Here is a 26,030-nt window from a genome sequence, read left to right on the forward strand (position 1 = left end):
TCGGTTTCAACGCGCGGATCCGCCGGTGCGAGCGGCGGACGTGGCAGGGGTGCCCACCGGGGACGCGATCGAGACGCGACGGGGACGACAGCGCGACGCCGGGGGGATGGCAGTGGTGACGGCGGGGTGACGGCAGGGGTGACGGCAGGGGTGACGGCGGGGGTGACGGCGGGGGTGACGGCGGGGGTGACGGCGGCGGGGACGGCGCGGGGACGGCCCCCTCGCACGCTGGGCGGACCCGGTCCTCGAGCCGGATGTCGAGCCGACGTCGTCCCCCGCCGTCGAACCCCCGAGAGGACACCGTGTTCTTCCACGTGCAGCGCCTGATCAACGAGATCGTCCCGGACGAGCCGGACCCGGCGGCCGCGAACGCCCTGCAGGAGGGCCTGGGCGGTCAGTTCGGCGAGATGCGCACGATGATGCAGTACCTGTTCCAGAGCTTCAATTTCCGCGGCCCGACGGGCAAGCCGTTCCGCGACCTGCTCTACGGCATCGGGACCGAGGAGATCGGCCACGTCGAGCTCATCGCGACGACGATCTCGCGTCTGGTCGACGGCTCGCCGCGCTACCAGGGCAACCCGACGCACCTCGACGAGCCCGCCGAGGGCGGCGCGACGCCGCTGTCGGTGGCCCTGTCCGGCGGCAACATCCACCACTGGCTCGTCGGCGCCCAGGGCGCGCTGCCGGTGGACGCGCAGGGTGACCCGTGGACCGGCAAGTACGTCTACGACAGCGGCAACCTCCCGCTGAACCTGCTCTACAACCTCATGCTCGAGTCGACCGGCCGCCTGCAGAAGTGCCGGCTCTACGAGATGACCGACAACAAGACCGCGCGCTCGACGATCGCGTACCTGATCGTGCGCGACCAGGCGCACGAGAACGCCTACGCGAAGGCGCTGGAGAAGGTCGGCGTCGAGTGGAACAAGCTGCTGCCGATCCCGAAGACGAACGCCGAGCGCTTCCCCGAGGTGGCGACGCTGCTCGAGCAGGGGCTGCAGAGCAAGCAGTACACGTTCAACATCGATCAGCAGAACGAGGCGGCGAAGGTCTACAACGGCCCGTCGCCGTCGAAGGACGGCACCGACCTCACCACGGAGCAGGCACCCGAGGGCGCGCCGATGGAGATCGCGGTCGAGCGTCCCGAGGAGTTCGGCCCCGGCCTCGACGCCGACCTCATGGAGCTCGTCCAGGCCACCGCGGAGATGGAGAACGCCACCCCGCCCGGGCAGTACGGCCCGACCGGCTGACGCCGGCGCCGCACCCGTCGCCGGGCCGGCCGACCTCCTGGTCCGGCCGGCCCGGCGGCCCGCGTCCCTCCCGCGTCCCTCCTCCGCCCCGACCGGAGAGTCGATGACCGTCGCCCCACCCTCCGCGTTCGACACCGGGCCCCCGGCGTCGCGTCACCGACGCCCCGGGCGCGTCCGCCGTCTGCTCCCCCTGCTCGGCCCGGCCGTCGTCGCGGCCACCGCGTACGTCGACCCGGGCAACGTCGCGACCAACAGGGTGTTCTTCCGCCCGGACGTGGCGGCGCCCGAGGACCCCGAGGGGGTGATCACGTCCGGCTTCCTGCGCCGCCGGGTCCCGCTCCGGGTGCGCCGTGGCGTCACCCTCGCCCCCGCGCTCCTGCTGGCGGCCGTCGTCACCGGCGTCGACGGCGACCTCGTCGTCGCGGTGCTCTCGTGACGGGCGGGCCCCCGGGCGCGGTGCTGCTCCTGTCCGCGTGGGTCGACGACGGGGCGCTGCGCGTGCGGCTGACCGCGTCCGACGACCTCGCCGGCCCGACCCGCCCGGTCGGTGTCGCGGGCGACGTGGACGGGGCGTGCGAGCTCGTGCGGTGCTGGCTGCAGGGCGTCGCGGAGTCCGCCGGCGCCGCCCCGGACGTCCCGTGAGACGAGGACCACACGCCTGTCGTCCGGCGCCGGAACCCCAGGACGGGGCCGGTCGGTGACCGGTCGTGACGGTCCGGCACCCCGGGTGATGGCCGATGCCGCTTCGGGCCCCGGGCAGGATGGGTAGGGATCCGTCATGAGCGGTACGCCGGAGGAGGCGACGATGGACACCGGGACGAGCACGACGAAGGGAACGACCGAGGACATGGCCCAGGACACGGCCGAGCAGGCCGCGCAGACGGGGGACCTGCCCGAGGGGATGACCACCGTGCCCGAGCTCGTGGGCCTGCCGGCCGCCGATGCGCACGACCGCGCCCTGGACGCCGGGGTGCTCGCCGTCGGCCGCAACGCGGTCCACACCGGCGCCGGCCGCGGGCACGTGGAGGACCAGGAGCCCGCCGCCGGCGAGCAGCGCGAGCGCGGCGCCGAGGTCGGCATCTGGATCCAGGGCGGCGCGGCCCGCACGGCCACCGGGCCCGACCCCGACGACGGCCAGGACGGCTCCGGCGGCGGGGGCGGCGTGCGCCCCGAGCCGAGCCCGGTCGGCCCCGCAGGCGGCGGCACCGGCTGATCGCCCTCCGGGCGCCCGCAGGTCCTCGGCTACGGTGCGGATCCGCTGGGCGACGACCGGAGGACCGCCGGTGTCGCCCGAGGTCCGAGTCCGGAGGCGCCCGTGCACGCCGACGAGGTACTGGCCGGGGTCGCCCCGCTGGTCGAGGCCGGCGAGGTGCCCGGTGCGATCGTCGGGGTCCGGCACCGCGGCGTCACCACCCTCGCGACGACCGGCATGACCACGCCCGGCGGGGACCTCGCGCTGGGGCCCGACGCCGTGGTCCGGCTCAGCTCGAACACCAAGCCCCTGGTCGCCGCCCTGGCGCTCTGCCTCGTGGCCGACGGTCTGCTCGCCCTCGACGAGCCGATCGACCGCCTGGTGCCCGAGCTCGCCGACCGGCGGGTGCTCGTGCGGCTGGACGGCCCTGCCGTCGACCCGGAGACCGTGCCCGCCGCGCGCCCGATCACCGTCGAGGACCTGCTCACGATGCGGATGGGCTTCGGCTACGTCGTCGACGAGGGCCCGTGCCCGACGTTCGACCGCGCGGTCGCGCTCGGTCTCGGGTTCGGGCCGCCCGACCCGCACGGCCTGCCCGGCCCCGACGAGTGGCTCGCGCGCTGCGCGCAGCTCCCGCTCCTCGACCAGCCCGGTGCCGCGTGGCGCTACGAGCTCTCGTTCGCCGTGCTCGGCGCGGTGCTCGCGCGCGCCGCGGGCTGCGGGCTCGGGGAGGTGCTGACCGCCCGCATCCTCGGCCCGCTCGGCATGGACGCCACCGGCTTCGTCGCCGACCCGGGGCGGCTCGTCCCCGCGTTCGTGCGCGGCGAGGACGGCCTGGACCTGTTCGACGGCGTCGCCGACAGCCGCTGGCTCGCCCCGCCGGCGTTCCCCGACGCCCGCGGCGGTCTGGCCGGCACCGCCGAGGACCTGCTGCGCTTCGCCGGGATGCTCCTCGACGGCGGCGGCGGGCTGCTCGACCCCGCGGCCGTCACCGCGATGACCACCGACCGGCTCACCCCCGCGCAGCGCGCCGCGCCCGGGGCGGCGCCGTTCCTCGACGGCGGCGGGTGGGGCCTCGGCGTCGGCGTCGGCGCGACCGCGGTCGGACCCCGCTACGGCTGGGCGGGCGGGCTGGGGACGCTCTGGTACTCGTGGCCGGCGCACGACCTCGCCGCCGTGCTCGTCACCCAGGTGCTCCCGCCGACGGGGTCGGTCTTCGGGGCCTTCACGCGCACCGTCGAGGACGCGCTCGCGGGCTGAGCAGCCGGGTCAGTGCGCCAGCGCGGGGACCGGGTTGCGCCACGGCACCGGGTCGGGACGCGCCGGGCGCCAGCCCCAGGGGCCGCTGCCCCGGCGCGTCGCGCGCTTCGGGCCGTCGCCGCCGTCGCGCGGGACGGGGGAGGGGCGCCGCGGGGCGACGGGCTGGGCCGGCTGGGCGGGCGCCTCCGGGACGACGGGGTCCAGCTCGGTGACGGGGTCGAGCGGCACGGGGGCCTCCGGGAGGGGCTCGGGGTCGGGCTCCGCGGCGGGCGCGGGCTCCTCCTCCAGCAGCGGTGCGGGCGCCGGCTCGGGGACCGGTGGCGCGGTCGGTGGCGCGGCCGGTGGCGCGACGTGCTCGCGCCACGCGGTGCCGGGGCGTGGGAAGGGGGCGTAGGTGGTGCCGGGCACCGGGCGGCCCGGCACGCTGCGCAGGGCGCTGGCGTCCTGGAGGGCGGGCCCGTCCGACGCGGCCGGGGCGGTGGCCCGCAGCGGCACCGTGCGGCGGACCTCGCGCCGACCGCCGGGCACCATCCCGGGATCCGAACGGCTGCTCAGCCGCCGCCGGGTCTCGGCGGGCGACGGCGCGGCCATGCCGTCCCACGTCGCCGTGGTGAGGAAGACCAGCCCGTTGGCCAGCCCGAGGACCAGCAGCCCGAGGCCGAGCATCCCGCCGGGCCCGAGGAGGTCGTCGGGCGAGGTGGGCCGCTGCAGCGCTCCGCCGTAGGGCAGCGGCAGGACCGGGGTCGGCTCCGCCTCGCCCGGGAGGAGGAGCTCGCCGACCGTGCGCCGCGGGTCCGGCTCGGCGACCGAGGTCTCGAACAGGACCAGGAGGACGCCGGCGAACAGCCCCGTGACGACCACGGACACGAGCGCGCGAGCCGCACGCCGCACGCTTCGGGCAGCGCCCGGCGACGTGTCGAGCGGCGCGGCGTACGACATCGGTTCCCCCCGGAGACGACCCTGTTGATCGTGGTCTACCCCCTCCGGGGCCGCTCGCGAATCCCCCGAGTGTCGGTAATCCCCGAAGGTGTCCGGCGTGTCGCCTGGACGTGGCCGCGTCACGGGCCCGATCAGGCGAGCGCCGACGAGCTCCGCGGGCTGCGCGGGCTGCGCGGGCTGCGCGGGCTGCGCGGGCTGCGCACGGTCACACCGGCGGGCCCAGCAGGTCGCGGCACGGATCCAGCCCCGCGACGTCCGGCACCCAGCCCGGCCGCTGCCAGTCGTCGGGGGTGAGGCGGCTGCGCAGCAGCAGCGCCGGGCGCCCCCGGCGGACGTGGCGCTCGATGCCGTCGGGGGTGTAGCCGAGCCGCTCGGAGACCCGCCGCGAGGCGGTGTTGTCGGCGAACGCGCTGGTGCGGGCCGCGCGGGCGCCGAGGTGGTCGACGGCGAGGGCGATGACCGCGTGGCGCATCTCGGTGCCGAGCCCGCGACCCTGCGCCGAGCGGGTCAGCCACGACCCGCTGCTCACCTCGCCGAGCACGGCGAAGTCGGTCGCGGACAGCGTCTGCAACCCGAGCACGCGGCCGCCCTCGCGGACCAGGAAGTTCACCGTCCACCGCGTCGGCCCGAGCTCGGCGCGGCAGCCCCAGGCGTACTGCATGACCCCGCGCGCGAAGCCCGGGTCGCCGGCGCCGTCGGTCCACGGCTCGAGGAAGGGCATCTCCTCGACGGGGTGGACGCCCTCGAGCGCGCGGTCGGCCAGCGCCGCGAGGCCGACGTCGTCGTCGGGGCGCAGCTCCAGGCGCGGGGTGCGCAGCACCAGACCGGCGAGCGGCCAGTGCCGCAGCGGGTCGGCGGGATCGGGGACCACCACACCCATCCTGGTCCCCCTCCCGGCGGACGGTGGTGCCGAGTGGATCGACAAGGGTGCCCGGATCTGGCATCAAGGACCCCCGTGGGTGACGCGAGCTGGCCCGGCGAGGTCGTCCACGACGCCCTCGGTCTCGTGCTCGGTCCCGACGAGGAGGCGGTGCCGGTGCGCGAGGTCGTCGGCCTGGCGCTGCGCCGCAACCCGCGCCGGGCGCACCTCCCCGTCGCCCGCCTGCTCGGCAAGCACCTCCCGGTGGCGCCGGCGCGCGTCCGGGCGGCGGCCGAGGCGCTCGCGCGCCGCGTGCCCACCGGCCGCGGGGTCGCGCCGGTCGTCGTCGGCTTCGCCGAGAACGCCACGGCGCTCGCCCACCTCGTCGCGGACACCCTCGACGCCGAGCACGTCGTGCACACCACCCGCCGGGTCGTCGCCGGCGCCTCGGTCCTCGCCGCGTTCGACGAGGCGCACAGCCACGCCCCGCGCCACGTGCTGGCGCCCGACGACCCGGGCGGCTGGACACCGGACCGCCCGCTGGTCCTCGTCGACGACGAGCTCTCCACCGGCCGGACCGTCGCGGCCACCGTGCGCCGGCTGCACCGCCGCCTGCCACGCTGCCACTACGTCGTCGCGACCCTGGCCGACCTGCGGGGAGCCGGCGACGACGCGATCCCGCGCGTCGCCCGCGAGCTCGGGGTCCGCGTGGACGTCGTCGCCGTCGCCCGCGCCGCCCTGACCGTCCCCGACGACGTCCTCGACCGCGCCGCCCGCGTCCTCGCGAGCGAAGCGGACACGACCGCGCGGCCGACGTCCGGGGCCGGCGCCGTCCCCGTCCCCCTGCCCCTCGGCGGCGCCGCCGAGGGCGCCCGGCACGGGCTCGACCGCGCCGGGCGGGCCGCGCTGGACGCCGCGGTGCCGGGCGCCGCGGCCACGCTCGCCGACGCCCTCGGGCCCCGCCCCGGGCGCGTGCTCGTCCTCGGCTGCGAGGAGCTGCACTACCTGCCGGTCCGCCTCGCCGAGGCCCTCGCCGGGCGCGGGCTCCCCGTCGAGATCGGGGCGACGAGCCGCTCGCCGCTGGTCGCGCGCGACGTGCCGGGCTACCCCGTGCGGTCCGCGCTCGCCTACGCGGCGCACGACCACGCCCTGGGCCACGCGCCGGAGCGCTACGTCTACGGCGTCGGGGACGGGCACTACGACACCGTCGTCGTGGTCGTCGACGCCGCGGCACGGACCCCGGCCCTGCACGGGCCCGACGGCCTGCTCGCGCGCCTCGGCGCGGTCGCCGGGCGCGTCGTCGAGGCGGTGGTGCCCTGCCGCCCACCACGCCCGGCGGCCGGCCCGGTCGTCGCGACGCGCCGCGGACCCCGGTTCGGGACGTTCGCCCCCGACGAGGTGGGCTGGCTGCTCAGCGACCTCGCGGGCCACGCGCTGGAGACGCCGACGGCCGCGCGGGAGGCCGCGATCGCCGCCGGGACGTCCTACGCCGCGACGCTGCCCGTCGAGCGGGCGCCGAGCCCGCGGTACGCGCGGGTGGTGGCCCGCGCGCTCGAGCGCTCGGCCGAGCCGGTGGCCGCCGCGGTGGGGGTGCTCGCCGACCGGGTGCTCGCCCGCCGCGGGCCGGGCGCCGTGCTGGTCTCGCTCGCGCGGGCGGGCACGCCGGTGGGGGTGCTGGTGCGGCGGTGGGCGGCGCGGGTGCGGGGGATCGCGCTGCCGCACTACGCGATGAGCGTTGTCCGCGGCCGGGGCCTCGACCGCGCCGCGCTGCACGCCCTCGTCGCCGCCCACGACCCCGCCGCGCTCGTCCTCGTGGACGGGTGGACGGGCGCGGGCGGCATCCTCGACGAGATCCGCGCCGACCTCGCCCGCTACGCCGGCGAGACCGGCGCCCTGGTCGACCCGACCGTCGCCGTGCTCGCCGACCCCGCCCACCGCACCCCGCTCCACGGCACCCGCGACGACCTCCTCGTGCCGCAGGCCTGCCTCAACGCGACCGTCTCCGGGCTGGTGTCCCGCACCGTGGCCCGCGCCGACCTGCTCGGCCCCGGCGCCTACGACGGCGCCCGCTTCTACGCGGGGCTCGCCGCCGGCGACCGGACCGCCGCGTTCCTCGACGTCGTCAGCGACCGGTTCGCCGAGGTCGCGCCGCCCGGACCGCCCGCGTCCGCCCCCGACGGGCGCGGGCCGCGCTACCTCGCCGCGCTGGCCGCCGAACGGGCCGACCTGGGCGGGGGCGACCGGCGCCTGCGCGGCGGCGTCGGCGAGACCCTGCCGGCGCTGCTGCGCCGCGACCCCGCGGCCGTGCTGCTCGCGCGCGACGCCGGGCCGGACCTCGATCCCGTGCGCCACCTGTGTACCGAGCGGGGCGTGCCCACCGGCCCGCTCCCGCCCCGCGCGGGCGGGATCGCCTCGCCCTACCGCTGCGTCGGCGTGCTCCGCGCGCGATGATCGTCGCGGCCACGGACCTCGACCGGACGCTCGTGCACTCCGCGCGGGCAGCGGGCCCCGTCGTCCCCGGGTCCGTCGTGTGTCTCGAGCGCCGCGGCGACGTGGTGACCGCGATGCTGACCCCGCGCGCGGCCGCCGACCTCGTGGCCCTCGACCGGCGTGCGTGCTGGGTGCCGGCCACCACCCGCACGGTCGCGGAGTACCGCCGCCTCGACCTGGCCCGCGGGCTCGGCGTCGCGCCGCGCTTCGCGGTCTGCGCCAACGGCGGCGTGCTGCTGGTGGACGGGGAGCCCGATCCCGCCTGGGCGGCCGAGGTCCGGCGGCGCGTGGCGACCGCGGCACCCCTCGCCGAGGTCGCCCGGCGCCTCGGGGCAGTGCGGGACGCGGACGGGTGCTTCCTGGTGGCGCGGTCGGCCGACGTGGAGCTCGACGGGCTCGCGGCGTGGTGCGCGGCGCGCGGCTGGCGGGTCGACGTCGACCGCGAGAAGGTCCACGTCCTGCCGGTCGCGGTGACCAAGAGCGCGGCGGTCGCCGAGGTCCGGCGCCGCACCGGCGCGGCGCGGCTCCTGGCCGCCGGCGACTCCCCGCTCGACGCCGACCTGCTCGCCGCCGCCGACGCGGGCGTCCAGCCGGTCGACGGGCGCCTCCACGCGTCGGGCTGGCGCGCCGGGCACGTGGCGGTGACCGCGGGGACGGGGCTCGCGGCGGGGGAGGAGATCGCCGCCTGGCTCCGGGGGCGGGTCACGTGAGGTGCGTGTGCGGGCGCTCCCGGCGCACGCCGTCGACCACCACGTCGACGCGCTCGTCGTAGAACGCGATCAGCCCGGCGATGCGGGCCACCGCGGGGGCGGGGTGGTCGTAGGACCACGCGAGGTCGTCGTGACGCCCGGCCGGCGTGCGCACCGTCCAGTAGCGGCTGGTCACGCCCTTGTACGGGCAGGCGGTGCGGGTGTCGGAGGGCTCGAGCCGGGCGGGGTCGACGGCCGTCGGGTCGAGGTAGGCGCGGGTCGGCAGGCCGGTCTCGAAGAGCAGCACCGGGGCGTCGGACTCGGCGAGCACGACCCCGTCGAGCTCGACCCGCACCCGGCGCCGCGAGCGCAGCGCGTCGACGCGGACGTAGGGGCTGCGCGGGTGGACGTGGACCTCCTCGTCCTCCTCGAACCAGGCGTCGAACGCGCTCCAGGTGAGCGCGAGGTACCCGTCGTCGCGCCGCCGGTGCCCGGGGTCGGCGGCCAGGGCGGCGGGGTCGACGTCGCCCGCCGGGACCAGCCAGCGCGGGTACCAGGGGTGCTCCCACAGGTAGCGGGCGTCGGTGGTGTCGACGACGACCCGCCCGCCGAGCCGGGCGCGCACCCGGCGCGGGCACGGCGCGACGTGGCCGACGGGGACGGCGGGGCCGGGGATGCCGCTCATGGGCGCACGTCGATCGTCGTGGCCGGGAAGCGGGCCTCGACGGTGCTCCCCGGCGGGAGCCCGATCGCGCGGGTGAGCCCGCCGGTGATCACCAGGTCGCCCGTGCGCAGGGTCTCGCCGCGGCGGGCCAGCTCGCCGCGCAGCCAGTCCAGGGCACGGTGCGGGTGGCCCATCGCGGCGTCGCCGGAGCCGGTGGCCGCGGGCACGCCGTCGCGCCGGAGCTCCACGGTGAGGGCGGCGAGGTCCCCGTCGAGCTCCTCGCCGACGACGACCCCGGCGGCCGAGGACCCGTCGGCGGTGTTGGCCGCGAGCGTGAAGCGGTAGTCGCGCCAGACGGAGTCGACGACCTCGAGGACCGCCCGCGCCCCGGTGGGCCTGCCGTCGGCGTCGACCACGATCCCGATCTCGGGCTCCACGCGCGGCTGGACGAGCGAGGCCGGCACCACGCCGCCCGGCGGGACGACCATCGTGTCGAGCAGCGGGCCGAGGTTGGGGGACTCGACGCCCATCTGCGCGCGCATCACCGCCGACGTGTAGCCGAGCTTCCACCCGATCCGCCGCGCCCCGCGGGCCTCGCGCCGGGCCGTCAGCGCCCGCTGCACGGCGTAGGCGGTGTCCACGTCGAGGTCGTCGGGCGCGTCGAGAAGCCGGCCCGCGCGGTGCGCGTCGTCGATCCACGCCGCCCGGGCCTCGACGTCCGCCGGCCTCACGCGGCGCTCGCCGGGTCGGGCGGCGGCGGTCCGGGGACGGTGGCGGGGATCCGGCGGGGTGCGGCCACGGTCGCCGACGCTAGGCGCGCCCGTCCGGTTCCGCAGGGCTGGGCACGTTGAGCGCGACGAGCGCGGCGGGCCCCTGCGGTGCCGGGCGGACGACCGTGCGCGCGGCGCCCTCGAGGCGGGGGAAGACCGCGCGGTAGTGGTCGAGCGGGATGCCGAGCAGCTGGCACAGCAGCAGCCGCAGCAGGGTCTGGTGCGCGACGACCAGGACGCGGCCGTCGGGGTGGGCCGCCCGCACCTCGTCGACCACCGGCAGCGCCCGCTCGACGGCGTCGGGTCCCGTCTCGCCGCCGGGCAGCGGCGAGCTCGCCGGCTTGGCGAGGAACGCCGCGAGCGCGTCCGGGAACAGCGTCTCCATCTCCTCGCGGGTGTGGCCGTCGCCCTCCCCGAAGTCGACCTCGACGAGCCGGGGGTCGGTGTGCAGCGGCAGCCCGGCGGCCCGGGCCGCGGGCGTGGCGGTGTGGACGGCGCGCTGCAGCGGCGAGGTGACGACGGCGTCGAGGCCGGCGCCGGCGGCCCAGCGGGCGAGTGCCTCGGCCTGCCGGTACCCGCCCGGGGCGAGCTCGACGTCGGAGCGCCCGGCGTAGCGGTTCTCGGCGTGCCAGCGCGTCTCGCCGTGGCGCGCCAGGACGAGCTCGGTCACGGTGCCCACCATCCCCGATCGACGAGCGCGTTGCGGAAGCGGGCGTACCGCCGCTCGAGCGCCTCGTCCGGGCGGGGGGCGATCTCCTCGGCGGCGTGCACCATGGCGGCCGCCGCGGCGACCAGGTCGGGCTCGCCGCCCCCGGCGTCCACCCCGGCGCGGGCGAGCAGGGCGGCGCCGAGGGCGGGGTGGTCGTGGCGCGGGCGCCGCAGGGCGACCCCGAGGACGTCGGCCCGCCGCTGGTTCCACCACGGGTTGCGGGTGGCGCCGCCGGTGATCGTGCGCGGGCCGGACACGTCGGCTCCCAGCCCGGCGACGTGCTCGAAGCACAGGCGCTCGACGAACGCGATGCCCTCGGCCAGCGCGGCGAAGGCGGCCCGCTCGCCGCGGGCGGCGACCAGCTCGCCCAGCGGGCGGGCGTGGTCGCCGTCCAGCCAGAACCCCTCGGCCTCGGGCACGGCGAACGGGAAGCGCTCGCCCCGCCCGGACAGGGGGTAGACGACCGGGAGGTCGTCGGGCGGGTCGTCCTGCAGCGAGGCGGTGAGGTCGTCGAAGTGCTCCGGGTCGACGAGCTCGCCGAGCACCCCGGCCCCGGTGCTGGACGCGCCGCCCGGCAGCCACCACCCTGCCTGCGGGCCGCGGTGGCAGTAGACGGCGCCGCTCGGGTCACGCAGGAGCACCTCGCTGACGCCCTTGAGCACCAGGGTCGTGCCGACCACGGCGTTCCACGCGCCGGGCTCCACCGCGCCCGCCCCGAACTGGGCGGCGCACCCGTCGGTCGTGCCCGCGACGACCGGCGTCCCGGTGCACAGCCCGGTCTCCACCGCCGCGCGCGGGCCGAGACCGCCGAGCGGGGTGCCCGGCGCGACCACCGGGGGCAGCCGGTCGGGGTGCAGCCCCAGCTCCGCGAGGACCTCGGTGGGCCAGCGTCCGTCGACGACGTCATAGCCGGTCTTCAGCGCGTTGGCGGCGTCGGTGGGGACCGCCCGCCCGACGAGCGCCCCGGTGACGACGTCGACCTGGTGGCGCAGGTGGCCCCCGGGGTGCTCGGCGAGCAGCGCCAGGGCCGTCGGCAGGGCCCAAGTCGCGCCGATGCGGTGGCCGAGCCGCTCCCAGGTCGCCGCCCCGGCCTCCTGGGCGCGCTCGGCGTGGGCGGCGCCCCGGTCGTCGTCGTACATCACGCCGGGGCCGAGGAACGCGGCCTCCGGACCGGGTCCGTCGGTGAGCACCACGGTGCCCGAGGTCGCGTCCACGGAGAGCCCGGCGACGGTCCGGGGGTCGACGCCGGAGGCGATCTCGGCGACGACCCCGAGCGACGCCTCGACCCAGGACCGCGGGTCCTGCTCGTGGCGCACGCCGCGACCGTGGCCCCGGGTGCTGCGCAGCGCACGCTCGGCGGAGGCCCGGACGGTGCCGGTGTCGTCGGCGGCCAGGCCGCGGACCCCCGAGGTGCCGAGGTCGACCCCGATCCAGAGACGGTGGCGCACCCTCGTCACGCTGCCCGTGCCGCGCCCGCCGGTCGAGAGGCGTCCGCCGCGCGCCGCACCTCGCCGGGGTCGATGTCGGAGCGGATGGTCAGCGCGAGCCCGGCGACCAGCAGGTACATCACGCAGTAGGCGATCGCGACCCCGCCGCCCCCGAACAGCGGGAACAGGGCGGTGACGGTCAGCGGGCCGAGCAGCGCGGCGCCGCCGGCGCCGGTGTTGAGGATCGCCAGCGCGGCGCCCTTGTCCTTCGGCGCGACCATCGAGGGCATGAGCGCCGACAGCGGCACGAAGCCCGCGAGGACGACGCCGTAGACCGCGCCCAGGATCGCCGTCACCAGCAGGCTCCCGGCCGCGACGCTGCCGAAGTACCAGAGCGGCGTGGCCACGGCGCAGCCGAGGCAGCCGAAGACGGTGACGGTCCGCCGCCAGCCGAAGTGGTCGCCGAAGACGCCGAAGAACAGGTTGGCGCCGATGTTCGCGGCGTAGGCGACGGTCTGGACGATCGCGACCTGCTCGGTGGTGAGGAAGCCGCCGCCGGGTGCCGCCGGCCCGAACGTGAACGGGAACATCGCGAAGAAGCCGTACTGCGGCGCGGTGTTGACCAGGCGCACGAAGAAGCCGGAGATCGTGCGCTTGTCGCGCCAGAGGATGTCGATGCCTTCGAGCAGGCGCTTGGGGCTTCGCGGGTTCGCGACGGTCTCGTCGGCGATGGGCGCGAGTCCCGACGGGTGGGTGACCGCGAAGCAGCCGATCACCGAGCCGATCGTCACGAGGACGAGGGAGAGCACGAGCGTGCCGTAGGGGCTCATCCCCAGCGGCCCGACGGCGATCGCCGCGACGGCCGCGCCGAGGGTGGGCAGCCCGCCGGTGAACGCGAACCAGAACCAGCCGGCCGCCGACCCGCGCATCCGCGGGGCCGCGAGGGTCTGGATCCAGACGAGGAACGCGAACGCGAACAGCGGGTAGGCGAGGCCGCGGATCGCGTAGATCGTCGCGATCAGCCCGAGGCTCTGGGAGGGGAGCGCGACGGCCAGGAAGAGGATCTCGAAGACGATCCAGATGGCGGCCCCGAGCCACATGACCCGCCGCGGTCCCCAGATCGCCGAGAGCGTCCCCGAGAACCAGGACGCGATCAGCACGGCCACCCCGTAGAGCGTGACCGTGTAGAAGGACGCCTGGGCGCCGGAGAGCCCGCCGCCGTCGGGCTGCTGGAGGTAGTCGGTCAGGTAGCTGACCTCGACACCGTCGCCGATCATGAAGATCAGGACGCCGACGAAGCCCCAGCGCAGCGGGTGGGGGATGCCCCACCGCTCGACACCGGTCGGCCGGTCCCTGGTCGTCGCGTCGTCGCTCGTCGCGTCCATTGGTCCTCCCACGGGCTGTGTGGCCGACCACATGTAACAGAATCGATGTTAACTTCACAAGGTTCGTGAGAGTCAGCCGCCGGGAGCAGGGGCGACGGTCACCGCCGTGTGCTCGCGCATCTCGGAGAGCACGGCCGGGTCCGTGCCCGCGTCCACGACGACGGCGTCGAAGGCGTCCACCGGGCGGAGCCGGTGCAGCGCCCGCCGGGGGCTCTTGCTCGAGTCCATGAGCAGCACCGACCGGGCCGCCGCGTCGAGCATCGCCCGCTTGACCACGACGACCTCCTGCTCCTGGTGGTAGGTCATCGAGCCCGTCATCGACGACGTCGAGACCACCGCGAGGTCCACCGCCATCGCCGCGATCGACTCGGTGCAGGCGATGCCGTTGAACGAGTCGTGGGTGCGCGAGTAGTCGCCGCCGAGCGCGATGAGGCGCACCTCGGGCAGCCCCTTGAGCACGTCGACCGCCGGCAGGTAGTTCGTGACGACGGTCAGCGGTCCCACGTCGTCGAGCAGGTGGGCCAGCGCGAGTGCGCTGGTCGAGTCGTCGAGCATGATCGACGATCCGGGCTCCACGAAGTCCAGGGCGGCCCGGGCGATCGCCTCCTTCTCCGCGCGGCGCACCGAGCGGCGGTAGTCGGAGTGCGACTCGAACACCGACGTCGGCTGCGCCGACACCCCGCCCCGGTACTTGCGCACGAGGCCCCGGCGGGCGAGCTCGTCGACGTCGCGGTGGACGGTCATGAGGCTGACCCCGGTGAGCTCGACCAGCTCGGCGGAGCTCGCCGACCCCTGGGCGAGGACGTGCTCGACGATGCGCTGCTGCCGCGTGGACCGCGACCGTCCGCCCATACGACGCTCCTGCTCGCTCACGCCCCCAGCATCCCGCCGGGCGGGACGTGCCGGGGGCGACGCGCCCGGCGGATCGCCTCGGCCGGGAGATGATCAGCTGTGAGGCCCTTCACTCGATCACATCTCGAATGTTAACTTCCCACGGCCGATGGGAGGAGATGGCTGATGGACGCCGATGCGGCACCCCCGCCCTCACCCGCGCGGTCGCGGGCGGTCGTGTTCGACCTGGACGGCGTGCTGCTCGAGAGCGAGCACCTCTGGGAGGAGATGTGGGTCCGGTACGCCGAGCGGTTCTCGGCGAGCTGGACGCCGGAGGACACCACCCACGTGCAGGGCATGAGCGCACCCGAGTGGTCGGCGTACCTCGCCGAGCGCGCCGGCGGCGGCGAGAGCGCGGAGGCCTGCGAGCGGGCCGTCGTCGACGACATGGTCGCCGCGCTCGAGGCCGGCCGGATGGAGCCCTACGAGGGCGCCGTCGCCATGGTCCGCGACGCCGCGGACCGGGCGCCGGTGGCGCTCGCGACGTCGGCGCCGCGTCGTCTCGTCGACGCCGTCCTCGACCGCCACGGCCTGACGTCCTCGTTCACCGCGACGGTGTCGAGCGCCGAGGTCGCCCGCGGCAAGCCGAGCCCCGACGTCTACCGGGAGGCCGCCTCCCGGCTCGGGGTCGACCCGGCGCACTGCGTCGGGGTCGAGGACTCCAGCAACGGCCTGCGGGCCGCGCACGCCGCGGGACTGACCGTCGTCGCGCTGCCCAACCCCACCTACCCGCCGAAGAGCGACGCCCTCGCGCTGGCCACCACGGTCGTCGACGGCGTCGCGGGCGCGCGGGCCGCGGTCCTGGCGCTGCTCGACGGCGAGCCCGACGACCGGGTCGACGGCCACGACTCCCCGTCGCGCGCCTCCGCCACGGCCCCGGGAGCCACCCGATGACCACGATCCCCACCTCCCGCCCGGGCGAGCCGAGGACGCTCTGCGACCCGGCGACGTTCAAGACCCGCTGGGTGGACGGCCTCGTCGCCGCGTACGGGCGCACGGTCCGTCGCGCCCCCGACGCCCACGGCGTCATCGCCCGCCACGCCCCGACCGCGGGCAAGGTCGCGGTCGTCATCGGCGGCGGCTGCGGCCACTACCCGGCCTTCGCGGGCCTGGTCGGTCCCGGGTTCGCCGACGCCGCCGTCGTGGGCGACGTGTTCACGAGCCCCAGCGCCGAGCAGGTCTACCGCACCGCCGCGGCCGTCGACGGCGGTGCCGGCGTGCTGTTCAGCTACGGCAACTACGCCGGCGACGTCATGCACTTCGGGCTCGCCGCGAGCCGGCTGGCCGCCGAGGGCATCGACTCGCGCACCGTCATCGTCACCGACGACGTCGCGAGCGCCACCCGGGTGGCCGACCGGCGCGGGGTGGCGGGCGACTTCGTGGTGTTCAAGGTCGCCGGCGCGGCCGCCGACCGGGGCGACGACCTGGCGACCGTGGCCGAGCTCGCCGAGCACGCCAACGCGCGCACCCGCACCTTCGGCGTCGCCTTCGACGGCTGCACGCTGCCCGGCCAGACCGAGCCGCTGTTCACCGTCGACCGCGGCGCGGTGGAGCTGGGCCTGGGCATCCACGGCGAGCCCGGGATGCGCAGCGCGGAGGCGATGGACGCCCACGAGCTCGCCGACGTGCTCGTCGACCAGCTGCTGCCCGAGCTGCCCGACGGCGGCGACGGGCGGGTCGCGGTGATCCTCAACGGCCTGGGCTCGACCGCCTACGAGGACCTCTTCGTCACCTACTCCCGCGTGCACGCGCGCCTGCTCGACGCGGGTCTGCAGCCGCACCGGCCCGAGGTGGGCGAGCTCGTGACGTCGATGGACATGGCCGGGCTCTCGCTGACCCTCGTGCCGCTCGACGACCCGCTGGCCGAGCTCTACGACGCCCCGTGCGAGACGCCGGCGTTCCGGCTGTCCGCGGGCGGCACGCTCCTGGGCAGCGCCCCCGACACGGTCCCCGAGGCCGAGCGGCGCAGCCCCTCGGTGGCGCCGGACCTCGCCGACACCGACCCGGGCGCCGGGGGCGTCGCCGCGGCGGCGCTGACCGCCGCGCTCGAGGCCGTCACCGACGCCGAGGACGAGCTGGGCCGGCTGGACGCCGTGGCCGCCGACGGCGACCACGGCCAGGGCATCGTGCGCGGCATGCGGGCGGCGGTGGCCGCGGCGCGCAGCAGCGGGACCACCGAGGTCGGCACCGCGCTGCTCGCGGCCGGCACGGCCCTCGCCGACGCCGCCGGCGGCGCGTCCGGGGCGCTGTTCGGCCTGCTGCTCACCGAGACCGGGCGCCGGCTGCGCGAGGTGCCCGAGATCGACACCGGCGCCCTCGCCGCGGCTTTCGCGGCCGCGCAGGACGCGGTCACCGAGCTCGGCGGGGCCCGGCCGGGCGACAAGACCATGGTCGACGCCCTCGACGCCGCCACCGGTGCCCTGCGCGCGGCCGCCGACCGGTCGGCCGGCGTGGCGGCCGCCTGGCGCGAGGCCGCCGACGCCGCCGGTGAGGCCGCGCGGGGCACCGCCGATCTCACGCCGTCGGTGGGCCGCGCCGCGCGCCTCGGCGACCGTGGCCGCGGGAGTCCCGACCCCGGCGCGACGTCGCTGGCCCTGATGCTCGACGCCGCCGCCACCGTGATCAGCGAGCGCTGCGAGGAGGAGCGATGACCGCCATGCGGATCGCCGTGGCCGCCGACAACGCGGGCGTGGCGCTGAAGAACGCGCTGGCCGACCAGCTGCGCGACGACGAGCGCGTCGCCGAGGTCGTCGACTTCGGCGTGCCCGACGAGTCCGACGACCGCGCCTATCCGGTGCTCGGCCTCGCCGCGGCGCAGGCCGTCGCGGACGGGGAGGCCGACCGCGCGGTGCTCGTCTGCGGCACCGGCATCGGCATGGCGATCTCGGCCAACAAGGTCGAGGGCATCCGGGCCACCGTCGCCCACGACAGCTACTCGGCCGAGCGCTCGGTGCGGTCCAACGACTGCCAGGTGCTGTGCCTGGGCGGTCGCGTCATCGGGCCCGAGCTGGCGAAGAAGATCGTGGCGGAGTGGCTGGGCTACTCCTTCGACCCCTCGTCGGCCAGTGCCGAGAAGGTCGCCCACATCACCGACTTCGAACAGGGCGGTGCCGCCTGATGCGCATCCTCGCCGCGGGCGACCACTTCGTCGCCCCCGACCTGTTCGAGTCCGCGCTGCGCGACGAGCCGGACCTCCCCGGCGACCTCGAGGTCGTCCACCTCACCTCGGGGTGGCCCACCGAGCCCTTCGGTCCCGTCGGCACGGGCGACTCCGTGGTCGACGAGGCCTCGGGCACCGAGGACGAGGTCATCGCCGCGCTCGAGGGCGCCCGGGTCTGCCTGACCCAGATGGCGCCGTTCACCGCGCGGGTCTTCGAGGCCCGCCCGGAGCTCGAGATGGTGGCGGTCTGCCGTGGCGGGCCGGTCAACGTCGACCTCGACGCGGCCGACCGCGCCGGGGTGGTCGTGGCCCAGGCGCCCGGCCGCAACGCCGCCGCGGCCGCCGAGTACGCGGTCGCGATGATCCTCGCCGCGGCCCGCCACGTCCCGTACGCCGACGCGGAGCTGCGCGACGGGCGCTGGCGCGGCGACCTCTACGCTTACGACCGCGCCGGTCTGGAGCTCGCCGGCGCCACCGCCGGGCTCGTCGGCTACGGCGCCATCGGGCGGATCGTGGCCCGGGTGCTGCGCGCGTTCGGCGCCGAGGTGCTCGTCGCCGACCCCTACACCGACCCGGCCACCGCCGAGACCGACGGCGTCCGGCTCGTCGCGCTCGACGAGCTGCTGCGCGCCAGCTCCGTGGTCAGCCTGCACGCCCGGCTGACCGACGAGACGAGCGGGCTGATCGGGGCGCGCGAGCTCGATCTCCTGCCCTCGGGTGCCGTGCTCGTCAACACCGCGCGCGGCGGGCTGATCGACCACGGTCCGCTGCCCGAGGCCCTGCGCTCCGGGCGCCTCGGGGCGCTCGCGCTCGACGTCTTCGACGTCGAACCGCCGCCCGACGACTGGCCGCTGCGCGGCCTGCCCAACGTCGTCGCCACCCCCCACCTGGCCGGCGCCACCCGCCAGACCGCCCACCGTGCCGCCGCGATCGCGGCCGGGGAGGCCGGTCGCTACCTGCGCGGCGAGCCGCTCGCGCACCCCGCCAACGCGGCCGCCCGCCGCCTCACCGAGGAGGTCGTCTCATGATCGTCGGAGTGGACGTCGGGACGTCGATGACCAAGGCCGACGCCTACGACGAGCACGGCGGGAAGCTCGCGAGCGCCGAGCGCGCGTCGCGGCTCGAGCAGTACCCGGACGGGCGCGTCGAGCAGGACCTCGAGGACGTCGTCGCGTCGGTCGCCGACGTCGTCCGCCGGGTCGTCGCCGAGGCCGGCCGGCCGGTCCGGGCGCTGGCCCTGACCGGGCAGGGCGACGGGCTGTGGCTGCGTGACGCCGACGGCTTCGCGGTGCGCCCCCCGATCTCGTGGCTCGACGACCGGGGCGCCGACATCGTGCGCGGCTGGCAGGACGACGGCACCGTCGACGAGGTCTACCGGCGCACCGGGGTCGGGCTGTTCCCGGGCTGCCACGCCCCGCTGCTCGTGGCCCTCGGGCGCGACGAGCCGGAGTCGCTCGATCGGGCCGCCGTCGCCGGCTACTGCGTCGACGCGCTCGTGCAGCGCCTCACCGGCGTCGTCACCGTCGACGCGTCCGACGCCTCGCTGCCGTTCCTCGACGTCGCGACCCGGCAGTACGACGACGCGGCGATCGCGGCGTGCGGGGTCTCCGACCGTCGCCACCTGCTCGCCGAGCCCGCACCCGCGGGATCGGTGTTCGCCCTCGACCGTCGCGGCGCCGAGATCACCGGGCTGCCGGTGGGCACGCCCGTCACCGGCGGGCCGTTCGACCTGCCCGCCTGCGCGGTGGGCGCCGGTCTCTCGGCGCCCGGCGACGGGCTGCTGATCGTCGGCACCACGCTGGCCTGCGAGGTCTTCACCGACAGCGTCGAGGTCGACGAGCTGCCCGAGCCGGCGGGCATGTGGCTGTGCACCCCCCAGCCGGACCAGTGGCTGCGGGCGATGCCGGCGATGGTCGGCACCGCGGGCCTCGACTGGCTGCTCGACTTCCTGGGCGTCGGCATCGACGCCCTCGGCGACCTGCTCGACGGCACCAGCCCCGGCGCCGGCGGCGTGTCGGCATTGCCGTTCCTGGCGGCCTCGGGGGAGCGTGCCCCGTTCGTCGACACCCGGGCCCGCGGCCAGATCGAGGGCGTCACGCTCTCCACCGGCCGGGGCGACGTGGTGCGCGCCGTCTGCGAGGGCATCGCCTACACCGCGCGGCACTGCTTCGAGCGGGCCTCGTCCTCGGCCGGTGTCGAGGGCCGGCTCGTGGCCTGCGGCGGCGGGGCGCGGTCGGGCCCGTGGGCGCAGATCTTCGCCGACGTGCTCGACCGGCCCCTCACCGTGCCCGACGACCCGGGCCTCGGGACGCGCGGCGCGGCCGTCACGGCGGCGCGGGCGCTGGGCGACGACCTCGACCCGAGCGCGTGGGCGGCCCCGTCGCGCACCGTGGAGCCCGGACCCCGGGCCCGCGTGGCCTACGCGGACGGCTACCTGCGCTACCGGGCCCACGTCGACACCGCTCGCGGCTTCTGGGCCCGCCAGGCGCAGGGCTTCCGCCGCGACGACGTGCTCGCGACCCCCGCCTAGGTCGCTCGCGCGCGTGCCCGCCGTTCCCCCACGCGGGCACTTGATCGGTTGCCCACGGCCGACCGTGGGAAGCTCTCGACCGTGAGCGCGCCGGGCCGGGAGCCAGGCCTCGACGAGGAGGCCGATCGCTGGCTGGTGGGCCGGGCCCGGGGCGGCGACCGGGGCGCCTACGAGGAGCTGGTACGCCGCCACCGCGACCGCATCTACCGGATCGCGCTGCGCATGCTGGGCAGCCCCGCCGACGCCGACGACGTCGCCCAGGAGGTCGTCATCCAGCTGTGGACGGCGATGTCGGGCTTCGCGGGGACCTCGGCGTTCACCACCTGGCTGTACCGGATCGTCGTCAACCGCTGCCTGAACCACCGCCGCGGCCAGCGATCCCACGACCAGCTCGCCGACGTCGATCACCCGCCGGTGGCCGGCCCGGAGAGCCGCGTGCTCGCGGGGGAGGAGCTGCAGGCCGGGCTGCGAGCGATCAGCAGGCTGCCCGAGGATCAACGGGTGTCGCTCGTGCTGGTGCAGCTCGAAGGTCTGTCGTACCGCGAGGCGGCGACGGTGACCAAGACCAACGAGGCCACCGTCCGCGGGCGCCTGGCCCGGGCCCGGGCCACCCTGATGTCCGAGATGAAGGACTGGACATGACCGACGAGCGCACCCACGACGCGCGCACCGAGGGGCGCCTGCCCTGCGGTCGCGACACCGACGCGCTCGTCGCGCAGGTCGCCGACGGCTCGGCGGAGCCCCGGGACGCCCACCAGCGCGAGTGCCCCTACTGCCAGGCGGCGCTCGCCGAGTTCGACCGGCTCTGGGCGCCGGTGCGCGCCGTGGCGGACCACCGGCCCCGGGCCCCCGAGGGCCTGCTCGACGAGGCGCTGCGCCGGATCCGCGGGGTGGCCGCCGACCCGGAGTTCGGTACGATCTCCGACGTCCGGGGCCGGACGCGGATCAGCGCCCACGCGGTCGAGTCGCTGGCCCGGCACCTGGCGTCGGGGGTCCCGGGCGTGCGGGCGGCGCTGAGCAGGCTCGTGGCCGCCGGCGGCGGACCCGAGACGAGCCTCGTCGGCGGGCCGGAGGTCACGGCGGGCGTGGCGGGCTCGTCCACCGTCGTCTCGATCACGCTGGCCGCCGACCTGGGGGAGGACCTGGTCGCGCTGGGCGACCGCATCCGGGCCACCGTCGCCGACGGGATCCGCGCCTCGACCGGGCTCGAGCCGGTGGCGGTCCTCGTCCACGTCGACGACGTGCTGCTGTAGTCCTCGTGTGGACAGGGCCCTCTCATGCTCGACTAGGCCCGGGCGGGCGGCGGCGCGCGAGAGGGCTGCGGCTCACCGAGGCCGGCCGCCCCGCGCCGGAGGACGCCGTGCCGAGCGCGGCGGCGTCGCGGCCCTGCTCTGCCGCGTAGGGCGCCGGAGCGGGGGACCTCGGGAGACATGCCCGTAGGTGGGCGCTGGCCCGGGCGTGGCACTCGACCATGGGGACGGCGGCGGTCGCTGCGGCCGCCTTCTCGCGCGGTGCCCACGTCCTCCGCGGCCCGCTCGGGCTCGGCGTGGTCACGGCGGCGGTGCCCCTGGTCGGTCAGAAGGGTGGCGGGTCGGGGTCGGGGGGGCAGCGCGGTGCCGGCCGGGGTGTCGCCCGGACGATCACCGACCGCAGGTCAGGACCGGCGCGAGGCCGGCGTGTCGCGCCACCGAGGATGTGGCGATCCTGGCGTCACACGCCAGCGACGCCGCATCGCTCGCACCCCGGACACGCGCGTCCGCGCTCACGACGTCGGGGTTGCTCGCGGGTTGTGGCACCGCGACCCGATCGGACCCAGCACCGGCTTGATGTCGACCACCGGCGTGCCGTCGACGGCCTCGAGGTCCGACACCCGCAGCGCGGTGCCGTCGACCCCCAGCACGCGGACCTGGTGCAGTCCGAGCGGGTTGGGGCGGTCGGGGGAGCGGGTCGAGAACACGCCGGTCTCGGGGAGCGTGGGGTCGTCGCGCGGGTGCACGCGCAGCACCGCGCGGTCCGCCCGGTCCAGCCAGGTGATCAGGAGCACCTCGTCGCCGACGGCCAGGTCGCCCAGCGCCGGGGCGAGGTCGGGGTCGAGGTGCACCACCGCGTCGGGGCCGCCCTCGTCGCCCTGGCGCGGCGCCGCGGAGCGGTCGACCAGCGGCGAGGACACGTGCCCCAGCACGCGCAGCACGGGAGAAGAGTCGGACACGCGCCCACCGTAGGCCGCGCCGTACCCTTCGGCCGTGCCCCGCGTGACGTCCCCCCGCGCCGAGGCCACGGCCGCGACCCGGGCCGGGCTGGTGGAGGCGGCGACCGCGCTCTTCGCCGAGCGGGGGTTCGCCGAGACCTCCATCGACGACGTCGCCGCCGTCGCCGGGATGACCAAGGGCGCGGTCTACCACCACTTCGCCGGCAAGGCGGCCCTGTTCGAGGCCGTCTTCGACGCGCGCGAGACCGAGGTGCACGAGCGGCTGACCCAGGCGCTCGAGGACGCCCCGGACCTCCTCACCGGCGCCCGCACGGCCCTGGCGACCTTCCTCGAGGCCTGCAGCGAGCCGCGCTACGGGCGGATCGTCTTCCGCGACGGGCCCCTGGCGCTCGGGTGGGAGCGCTGGCGGGAGTGCGAGCGCGACTACGCCTACGCGTTCATCGCCCGGGTGCTCGACGGGCTGGCACGCGAGGGCAGCCTCGTCCGCGCGCCCGGCGCGTCCTACCCGACGCTCGTGCTCGGCATGCTGTCCAGCGCGGGCCAGCTGCTCGGCCAGGCGCCGCCCGAGCAGCACCCGGCGCTGCGCGCGGAGCTGCTCGGCTTCTTCGACCAGGTGCTCACGGGGATGACCCGGACCTAGGGTGCGGGCTCCCGGTGCTGGCGCAGTGCCACGGTGGTACCGCCCGCGGTGTGCCGGATCGCGACGCTGTCCACGCTGCGGTGCATGAGCACGAAGCCGCGCCCGCGACGCGCGTGCGAGCCCGGCGCGGCCGGCGTCGAGCCCTCGGACCACCGCCCGTGGTCGGTGACCCGCACGTTCACGGCGTCCTTCTCGCACCAGAGCGTGAGCTCCACGGTGCCCTCGGTGTGGTCGTCGGGGTAGGCGTGCTCGCAGGCGTTCTCGACGGCCTCGGAGACCGCGGTCAGCACGCGCTCGCGGGCCTCCTGGTCGATGTCGAGCCCGGCGAGCCAGCTCCTCGCCTCGTGTCGCATCCTCTGGGCCTCGTCGGCCCGGGCGGGGTGCACCGCCCGGGCGAACTCCACTGCGTCCGTCATCTCTTCCCCGTCCCCCGCCCCGGTTCCTCGCGTGCTGGTCGTCCCGTCGTGCGGCCCTCCGGCCACCGGCCGGTCACGGCCCGGCACCGCATGCCCACCGTGCGCGTCCGGCACCGGAGAGGTCGACCACCAACGACGCGAACGGTTCGTCCCGCGCGATCGGCGGGTGAACGGTTGGTGACCCCGCGCGGACCCCGTCCGAGCGGGTGAACGACAGGCGTGGCATCCGGGTGAACCAGATCTGCCCCGGACGGTCCTCAGGTCAGGAGCGCGTCGGAGATGATCTTCCGCTGGATCTCCGAGGTGCCCTCGAAGATGGTCGTGAGGCGGGCGTCGCGCCAGTAGCGCTCGACCGAGTGCTCGGTGGTGTAGCCGTTGCCGCCGAAGATCTGCAGCGCGTCGCTCGTGACCCGCTCCGCGGTCTCCGAGGCGAACAGCTTGGCCGACGACGCCGCGACGTCGCCGCCGGGCGCGCCCTCGTCGAGCAGCCACGCCGCGTGCCACCACAGCGCGCGGGCGGCGTCGACGGCGGCGGCCATGTCGGCGAGCTTGTGGCGCAGGGCCTGCTGGTCGGCGATCGGGTGACCGAACTGCTCGCGCCGGCGGCTGTAGGCCACCGCGTCCTCGAGCGCCCCGCGGGCCAGCCCGACGGCGCGCGCGGCGGTCTGGACCCGCGCGGTGCCCAGCCAGCGCAGGCTGTCCTTGAAACCCTGGCCCTCGGCCTGCCCGGTGTCCTGCAGCGCGTCGGCGGGCAGGTGCAGGCCCTCGAGCGTCAGCTCCCAGGTCGTCAGGCCGAAGTAGCCGATCTTGTCGATGGGCGTGCCGGTGACGCCGTCCGGGAAGGTCCCGCGCTCCTTGGTGACCCCGAAGAGCTCGAGGCCGTCGGAGCGGCTCTCGCCCTCGCCCGGCGGGCGGGTGCGGGCCAGGAGGTGCAGGAAGTCCGCGGAGAGCGCGTGGCCGACCCAGCGCTTGGTCCCCTCCACGACCCAGCCGCCGTCCTCGGAACGGCGCGCCGTGCACTCGACGCCCGCGAGGTCGGACCCGGCGTGCGGCTCGGAGAACGCGATCGCCCCGATCCACCGGCCCGCGGCGCTCGCCCGGAGCAGCTCCGCGCGCCGTGCGGGGTCCGGCGAGGCGCAGCCGGTGCCGTTGCCGCGGGCGATGATGCTGCCGACGCTCATCCAGGCGCGGGCGAGCTCCTCGGAGACGAGGCAGTACTCGAACACCCCGAGCCCCTGCCCGCCGTGCTCGGCGTCGACGAGCAGCCCGAAGAAGCCCAGGTCGCCGAGCCGGTCGAGCAGCGGGGCGGGGATGTCCTCGCGGCGCGGGTCGAGCTCGTCGGCGACCGGCAGGACCTCCTCCATCGCGAAGGCCCGCGCGGTCTCCTGCAGGGCCCGGCGCTCGGGGGTCAGGGCCAGCGCGTCGACCGGGGCGGCGGTGGTGACCTCGCCCAGCCCGCGGCGCTTCCAGGTGTCGGTCACGCCGGGCCTCCGGTCGCGTCCACGCACAGCGTCCAGAGCGCGGCGCGCGCCGGGGCCGTCTCGGCGCCCCGGGGCAGCCAGTGGGTGGGTCGGGGGGCGCGGTCGTGCCAGAACACCCCGGTGCTGTGGCCGGCCTCGGCGGCGGCCTGCAGCCACACGGCGGTGTCGGCGCCCTGCTCGTCGGTGCGCAGCAGGGGAGCGGTGACGCGGCGGAACGCCGGCATCGAGCTCGCGACGCCGGGGGTGTCGGCCCAGCCGGGGTGCATGCTGTGGACGACGATGCCGTCGCCCGCGAGGTCGTCGGCGAGCAGCTCGGCGAGCACCACCTGCATGCGCTTGGTCCGCGCGTAGGCCGCGCCGCCGGAGTACGTCCCGGTGCGGAACTCGGGGTCCTCGGTGGGCAGCGACGCGGTGTACATGCCGCCCGACGAGACGAACACGACCCGCGACGGGGAGGTCGGCGAGGCGCCGGCCCGCAGCACCGGGCGCAGCTCGCGGGTCAGCAGGAACGGCCCGAGCACGTGCGTGGCCAGCGCCAGCTCGTGGCCCTCGGCGGTCTCCGTGCGCTCGGGCGGCATGACTCCGGCGTTGTGCACGAGGCCGTGCACCGCCGCCTCCCGGGCGCGGACCTCCGCGGCGTAGCGGCGGACGTCGGCCAGCGAGGACACGTCGCACTCGGCGACGTCGACGGTCGCGTCCGGGTGCTCGGCGCGCAGGGCGGCGGCCGCCTGCTCGCCCCGGCCGCGGTCGCGCACGACGAGCTCGACCCGCGCGCCGAGCGCTGCGAGCCCCCGCGCGGTGGCCGCGCCGAGCCCGCCGGACGCACCGGTCACGAGGACCGTGCGGCCGTCCAGGCTCCCGGCCCGCAGCGTGTCCCAGCCGGCACGCCGCGCGGCGTACCCCAATCGGGAGTAACCGGGAACGACCAGACGGTCGAGCGCGGCGTCGACCAGGCGGGGAAGCTGCACGGGCGCAGGCTACGCAGGACCGCCGCTGCGGGCTCTCCGGACGCACCGGACACTGATGGCGGCGGGGATCACGGCGGGGATCACGGCGGGGATCACGGCGGGGA

27 protein-coding genes are annotated in these 26,030 nt (G+C 76.9%); 15 read left to right on the plus strand and 12 right to left on the minus strand.

All coding sequences use genetic code 11. The features are described from left to right. The first annotated feature begins 302 nt into the window (after positions 1–302). The 5 genes from PHK61_RS00475 (at position 303) to PHK61_RS00495 (ending at position 3,699) form a co-directional block, all read left to right on the plus strand. Positions 303–1,247 carry a manganese catalase family protein gene (locus PHK61_RS00475; protein ID WP_274279000.1) on the plus strand — a complete coding sequence of 315 codons (945 nt, stop codon included), beginning with the start codon at positions 303–305 and terminating at the stop codon, positions 1,245–1,247. 103 nt (positions 1,248–1,350) lie between these two features. Continuing rightward, complete coding sequence (locus PHK61_RS00480) at positions 1,351–1,683, plus strand: hypothetical protein (RefSeq protein ID WP_274279001.1); 333 nt, start codon at positions 1,351–1,353, stop codon at positions 1,681–1,683. Further along, a complete protein-coding gene (locus tag PHK61_RS00485; protein ID WP_274279002.1) occupies positions 1,680–1,889 on the plus strand; it encodes a hypothetical protein in 210 nt (69 codons plus the stop codon). Before PHK61_RS00480 ends, PHK61_RS00485 begins: the two co-directional genes overlap by 4 nt. Positions 1,890–2,025: 136 nt before the next feature. Beyond that, positions 2,026–2,460 (plus strand): PASTA domain-containing protein, encoded by a 435-nt coding sequence (locus PHK61_RS00490; RefSeq protein ID WP_274279003.1) that lies wholly within the window; start codon positions 2,026–2,028, stop codon positions 2,458–2,460. Between the two features lie 102 nt (positions 2,461–2,562). Further along, a complete protein-coding gene (locus tag PHK61_RS00495) occupies positions 2,563–3,699 on the plus strand; it encodes a serine hydrolase domain-containing protein (protein WP_274279004.1) in 1,137 nt (378 codons plus the stop codon). 9 nt (positions 3,700–3,708) lie between these two features. Here PHK61_RS00495 and PHK61_RS00500 read toward each other — a convergent pair whose 3' ends face one another. Beyond that, the gene (locus PHK61_RS00500; protein ID WP_274279005.1) at positions 3,709–4,560 is read right to left on the minus strand and encodes a hypothetical protein; all 852 of its coding nucleotides are present in this window, start codon (positions 4,558–4,560) and stop codon (positions 3,709–3,711) included. A 283-nt stretch (positions 4,561–4,843) separates the two neighbouring features. Then, positions 4,844–5,509 (minus strand): GNAT family N-acetyltransferase, encoded by a 666-nt coding sequence (locus PHK61_RS00505; RefSeq protein ID WP_274279006.1) that lies wholly within the window; start codon positions 5,507–5,509, stop codon positions 4,844–4,846. Positions 5,510–5,593: 84 nt separating this feature from the next. Between PHK61_RS00505 and PHK61_RS00510 the strand changes: the two genes are divergently transcribed. Together PHK61_RS00510 and PHK61_RS00515 are read left to right on the plus strand one after the other, a co-directional pair. Further along, positions 5,594–7,948 (plus strand): phosphoribosyltransferase domain-containing protein, encoded by a 2,355-nt coding sequence (locus PHK61_RS00510; RefSeq protein ID WP_274279007.1) that lies wholly within the window; start codon positions 5,594–5,596, stop codon positions 7,946–7,948. Then, a complete protein-coding gene (locus PHK61_RS00515; RefSeq protein WP_274279008.1) occupies positions 7,945–8,697 on the plus strand; it encodes an HAD family hydrolase in 753 nt (250 codons plus the stop codon). Before PHK61_RS00510 ends, PHK61_RS00515 begins: the two co-directional genes overlap by 4 nt. Here the strand turns inward: PHK61_RS00515 and PHK61_RS00520 are convergent. From PHK61_RS00520 to PHK61_RS00545, 6 genes are all read right to left on the minus strand, one after another. Then, entirely contained in the window at positions 8,690–9,361 is a 672-nt protein-coding gene (locus PHK61_RS00520; protein ID WP_274279009.1) for a DUF427 domain-containing protein, read from the minus strand. The two genes, PHK61_RS00515 and PHK61_RS00520, sit on opposite strands and share 8 nt — an antisense overlap. Beyond that, the gene (locus tag PHK61_RS00525; RefSeq protein WP_274279010.1) at positions 9,358–10,071 is read right to left on the minus strand and encodes a 2-keto-4-pentenoate hydratase; all 714 of its coding nucleotides are present in this window, start codon (positions 10,069–10,071) and stop codon (positions 9,358–9,360) included. The genes PHK61_RS00520 and PHK61_RS00525 overlap by 4 nt, the downstream gene beginning before the upstream one ends. 79 nt (positions 10,072–10,150) lie before the next feature. Next, a complete protein-coding gene (locus PHK61_RS00530; RefSeq protein WP_274279011.1) occupies positions 10,151–10,780 on the minus strand; it encodes a histidine phosphatase family protein in 630 nt (209 codons plus the stop codon). Then, positions 10,777–12,267 carry an FGGY-family carbohydrate kinase gene (locus PHK61_RS00535; RefSeq protein ID WP_274279012.1) on the minus strand — a complete coding sequence of 497 codons (1,491 nt, stop codon included), beginning with the start codon at positions 12,265–12,267 and terminating at the stop codon, positions 10,777–10,779. The genes PHK61_RS00530 and PHK61_RS00535 overlap by 4 nt, the downstream gene beginning before the upstream one ends. 5 nt (positions 12,268–12,272) lie before the next feature. Continuing rightward, a complete protein-coding gene (locus tag PHK61_RS00540; RefSeq protein ID WP_274279013.1) occupies positions 12,273–13,631 on the minus strand; it encodes an MFS transporter in 1,359 nt (452 codons plus the stop codon). 72 nt (positions 13,632–13,703) lie between these two features. Next, positions 13,704–14,483 carry a DeoR/GlpR family DNA-binding transcription regulator gene (locus tag PHK61_RS00545; protein ID WP_274279393.1) on the minus strand — a complete coding sequence of 260 codons (780 nt, stop codon included), beginning with the start codon at positions 14,481–14,483 and terminating at the stop codon, positions 13,704–13,706. A 165-nt stretch (positions 14,484–14,648) separates the two neighbouring features. Between PHK61_RS00545 and PHK61_RS00550 the strand changes: the two genes are divergently transcribed. The 7 genes from PHK61_RS00550 (at position 14,649) to PHK61_RS00580 (ending at position 21,465) form a co-directional block, all read left to right on the plus strand. Then, the gene (locus PHK61_RS00550) at positions 14,649–15,416 is read left to right on the plus strand and encodes an HAD family hydrolase (RefSeq protein WP_274279014.1); all 768 of its coding nucleotides are present in this window, start codon (positions 14,649–14,651) and stop codon (positions 15,414–15,416) included. Further along, entirely contained in the window at positions 15,413–17,173 is a 1,761-nt protein-coding gene (locus tag PHK61_RS00555) for a dihydroxyacetone kinase family protein (RefSeq protein WP_274279015.1), read from the plus strand. Before PHK61_RS00550 ends, PHK61_RS00555 begins: the two co-directional genes overlap by 4 nt. Before the next feature lie 5 nt (positions 17,174–17,178). Continuing rightward, complete coding sequence (locus PHK61_RS00560) at positions 17,179–17,640, plus strand: ribose-5-phosphate isomerase (RefSeq protein WP_274279394.1); 462 nt, start codon at positions 17,179–17,181, stop codon at positions 17,638–17,640. Next, complete coding sequence (locus PHK61_RS00565) at positions 17,640–18,710, plus strand: 2-hydroxyacid dehydrogenase (RefSeq protein WP_274279016.1); 1,071 nt, start codon at positions 17,640–17,642, stop codon at positions 18,708–18,710. The genes PHK61_RS00560 and PHK61_RS00565 overlap by 1 nt, the downstream gene beginning before the upstream one ends. Then, a complete protein-coding gene (locus tag PHK61_RS00570) occupies positions 18,707–20,212 on the plus strand; it encodes an FGGY-family carbohydrate kinase (protein WP_274279017.1) in 1,506 nt (501 codons plus the stop codon). Before PHK61_RS00565 ends, PHK61_RS00570 begins: the two co-directional genes overlap by 4 nt. A gap of 81 nt (positions 20,213–20,293) precedes the next feature. Next, positions 20,294–20,854 (plus strand): RNA polymerase sigma factor, encoded by a 561-nt coding sequence (locus PHK61_RS00575; RefSeq protein ID WP_274279018.1) that lies wholly within the window; start codon positions 20,294–20,296, stop codon positions 20,852–20,854. Next, complete coding sequence (locus PHK61_RS00580) at positions 20,851–21,465, plus strand: Asp23/Gls24 family envelope stress response protein (protein ID WP_274279019.1); 615 nt, start codon at positions 20,851–20,853, stop codon at positions 21,463–21,465. Before PHK61_RS00575 ends, PHK61_RS00580 begins: the two co-directional genes overlap by 4 nt. Before the next feature lie 509 nt (positions 21,466–21,974). Here the strand turns inward: PHK61_RS00580 and tsaA are convergent. Then, complete coding sequence (gene tsaA, locus PHK61_RS00585) at positions 21,975–22,421, minus strand: tRNA (N6-threonylcarbamoyladenosine(37)-N6)-methyltransferase TrmO (protein WP_274279020.1); 447 nt, start codon at positions 22,419–22,421, stop codon at positions 21,975–21,977. Between the two features lie 34 nt (positions 22,422–22,455). Here tsaA and PHK61_RS00590 point away from each other — a divergent pair, with 34 nt between their 5' ends. After that, positions 22,456–23,061, plus strand: coding sequence for a TetR/AcrR family transcriptional regulator (locus PHK61_RS00590; protein WP_274279021.1), 606 nt, complete (start codon positions 22,456–22,458; stop codon positions 23,059–23,061). Here the strand turns inward: PHK61_RS00590 and PHK61_RS00595 are convergent. The 3 genes from PHK61_RS00595 to PHK61_RS00605 form a co-directional block, all read right to left on the minus strand. Then, entirely contained in the window at positions 23,058–23,477 is a 420-nt protein-coding gene (locus tag PHK61_RS00595) for an ATP-binding protein (RefSeq protein WP_274279022.1), read from the minus strand. The two genes, PHK61_RS00590 and PHK61_RS00595, sit on opposite strands and share 4 nt — an antisense overlap. Before the next feature lie 257 nt (positions 23,478–23,734). Continuing rightward, positions 23,735–24,958 carry an acyl-CoA dehydrogenase family protein gene (locus PHK61_RS00600; protein WP_274279023.1) on the minus strand — a complete coding sequence of 408 codons (1,224 nt, stop codon included), beginning with the start codon at positions 24,956–24,958 and terminating at the stop codon, positions 23,735–23,737. After that, positions 24,955–25,926, minus strand: a complete 972-nt coding sequence (locus PHK61_RS00605; RefSeq protein ID WP_274279024.1) for an SDR family NAD(P)-dependent oxidoreductase — start codon at positions 25,924–25,926, stop codon at positions 24,955–24,957. Before PHK61_RS00605 ends, PHK61_RS00600 begins: the two co-directional genes overlap by 4 nt. Positions 25,927–26,030: the final 104 nt, after the last annotated feature.

This window comes from Actinomycetospora lutea (genome assembly GCF_028737205.1).
In the GTDB taxonomy this organism is placed as follows: Bacteria; Actinomycetota; Actinomycetes; order Mycobacteriales; family Pseudonocardiaceae; genus Actinomycetospora; species Actinomycetospora lutea.

Coding starts and splice junctions, on each gene's coding strand:
- PHK61_RS00550 (WP_274279014.1), top strand. CDS start 14,649: ATGGACGCCGATGCGGCACCCCCGCCCTCACCCGCGCGGTCGCGGGCG.
- PHK61_RS00595 (WP_274279022.1), bottom strand. CDS start 23,477: ATGACGGACGCAGTGGAGTTCGCCCGGGCGGTGCACCCCGCCCGGGCC.
- PHK61_RS00480 (WP_274279001.1), top strand. CDS start 1,351: ATGACCGTCGCCCCACCCTCCGCGTTCGACACCGGGCCCCCGGCGTCG.
- PHK61_RS00565 (WP_274279016.1), top strand. CDS start 17,640: ATGCGCATCCTCGCCGCGGGCGACCACTTCGTCGCCCCCGACCTGTTC.
- PHK61_RS00545 (WP_274279393.1), bottom strand. CDS start 14,483: ATGGGCGGACGGTCGCGGTCCACGCGGCAGCAGCGCATCGTCGAGCAC.
- PHK61_RS00515 (WP_274279008.1), top strand. CDS start 7,945: ATGATCGTCGCGGCCACGGACCTCGACCGGACGCTCGTGCACTCCGCG.
- PHK61_RS00520 (WP_274279009.1), bottom strand. CDS start 9,361: ATGAGCGGCATCCCCGGCCCCGCCGTCCCCGTCGGCCACGTCGCGCCG.
- PHK61_RS00555 (WP_274279015.1), top strand. CDS start 15,413: ATGACCACGATCCCCACCTCCCGCCCGGGCGAGCCGAGGACGCTCTGC.
- PHK61_RS00490 (WP_274279003.1), top strand. CDS start 2,026: ATGAGCGGTACGCCGGAGGAGGCGACGATGGACACCGGGACGAGCACG.
- PHK61_RS00560 (WP_274279394.1), top strand. CDS start 17,179: ATGCGGATCGCCGTGGCCGCCGACAACGCGGGCGTGGCGCTGAAGAAC.
- PHK61_RS00540 (WP_274279013.1), bottom strand. CDS start 13,631: ATGGACGCGACGAGCGACGACGCGACGACCAGGGACCGGCCGACCGGT.
- PHK61_RS00570 (WP_274279017.1), top strand. CDS start 18,707: ATGATCGTCGGAGTGGACGTCGGGACGTCGATGACCAAGGCCGACGCC.
- PHK61_RS00580 (WP_274279019.1), top strand. CDS start 20,851: ATGACCGACGAGCGCACCCACGACGCGCGCACCGAGGGGCGCCTGCCC.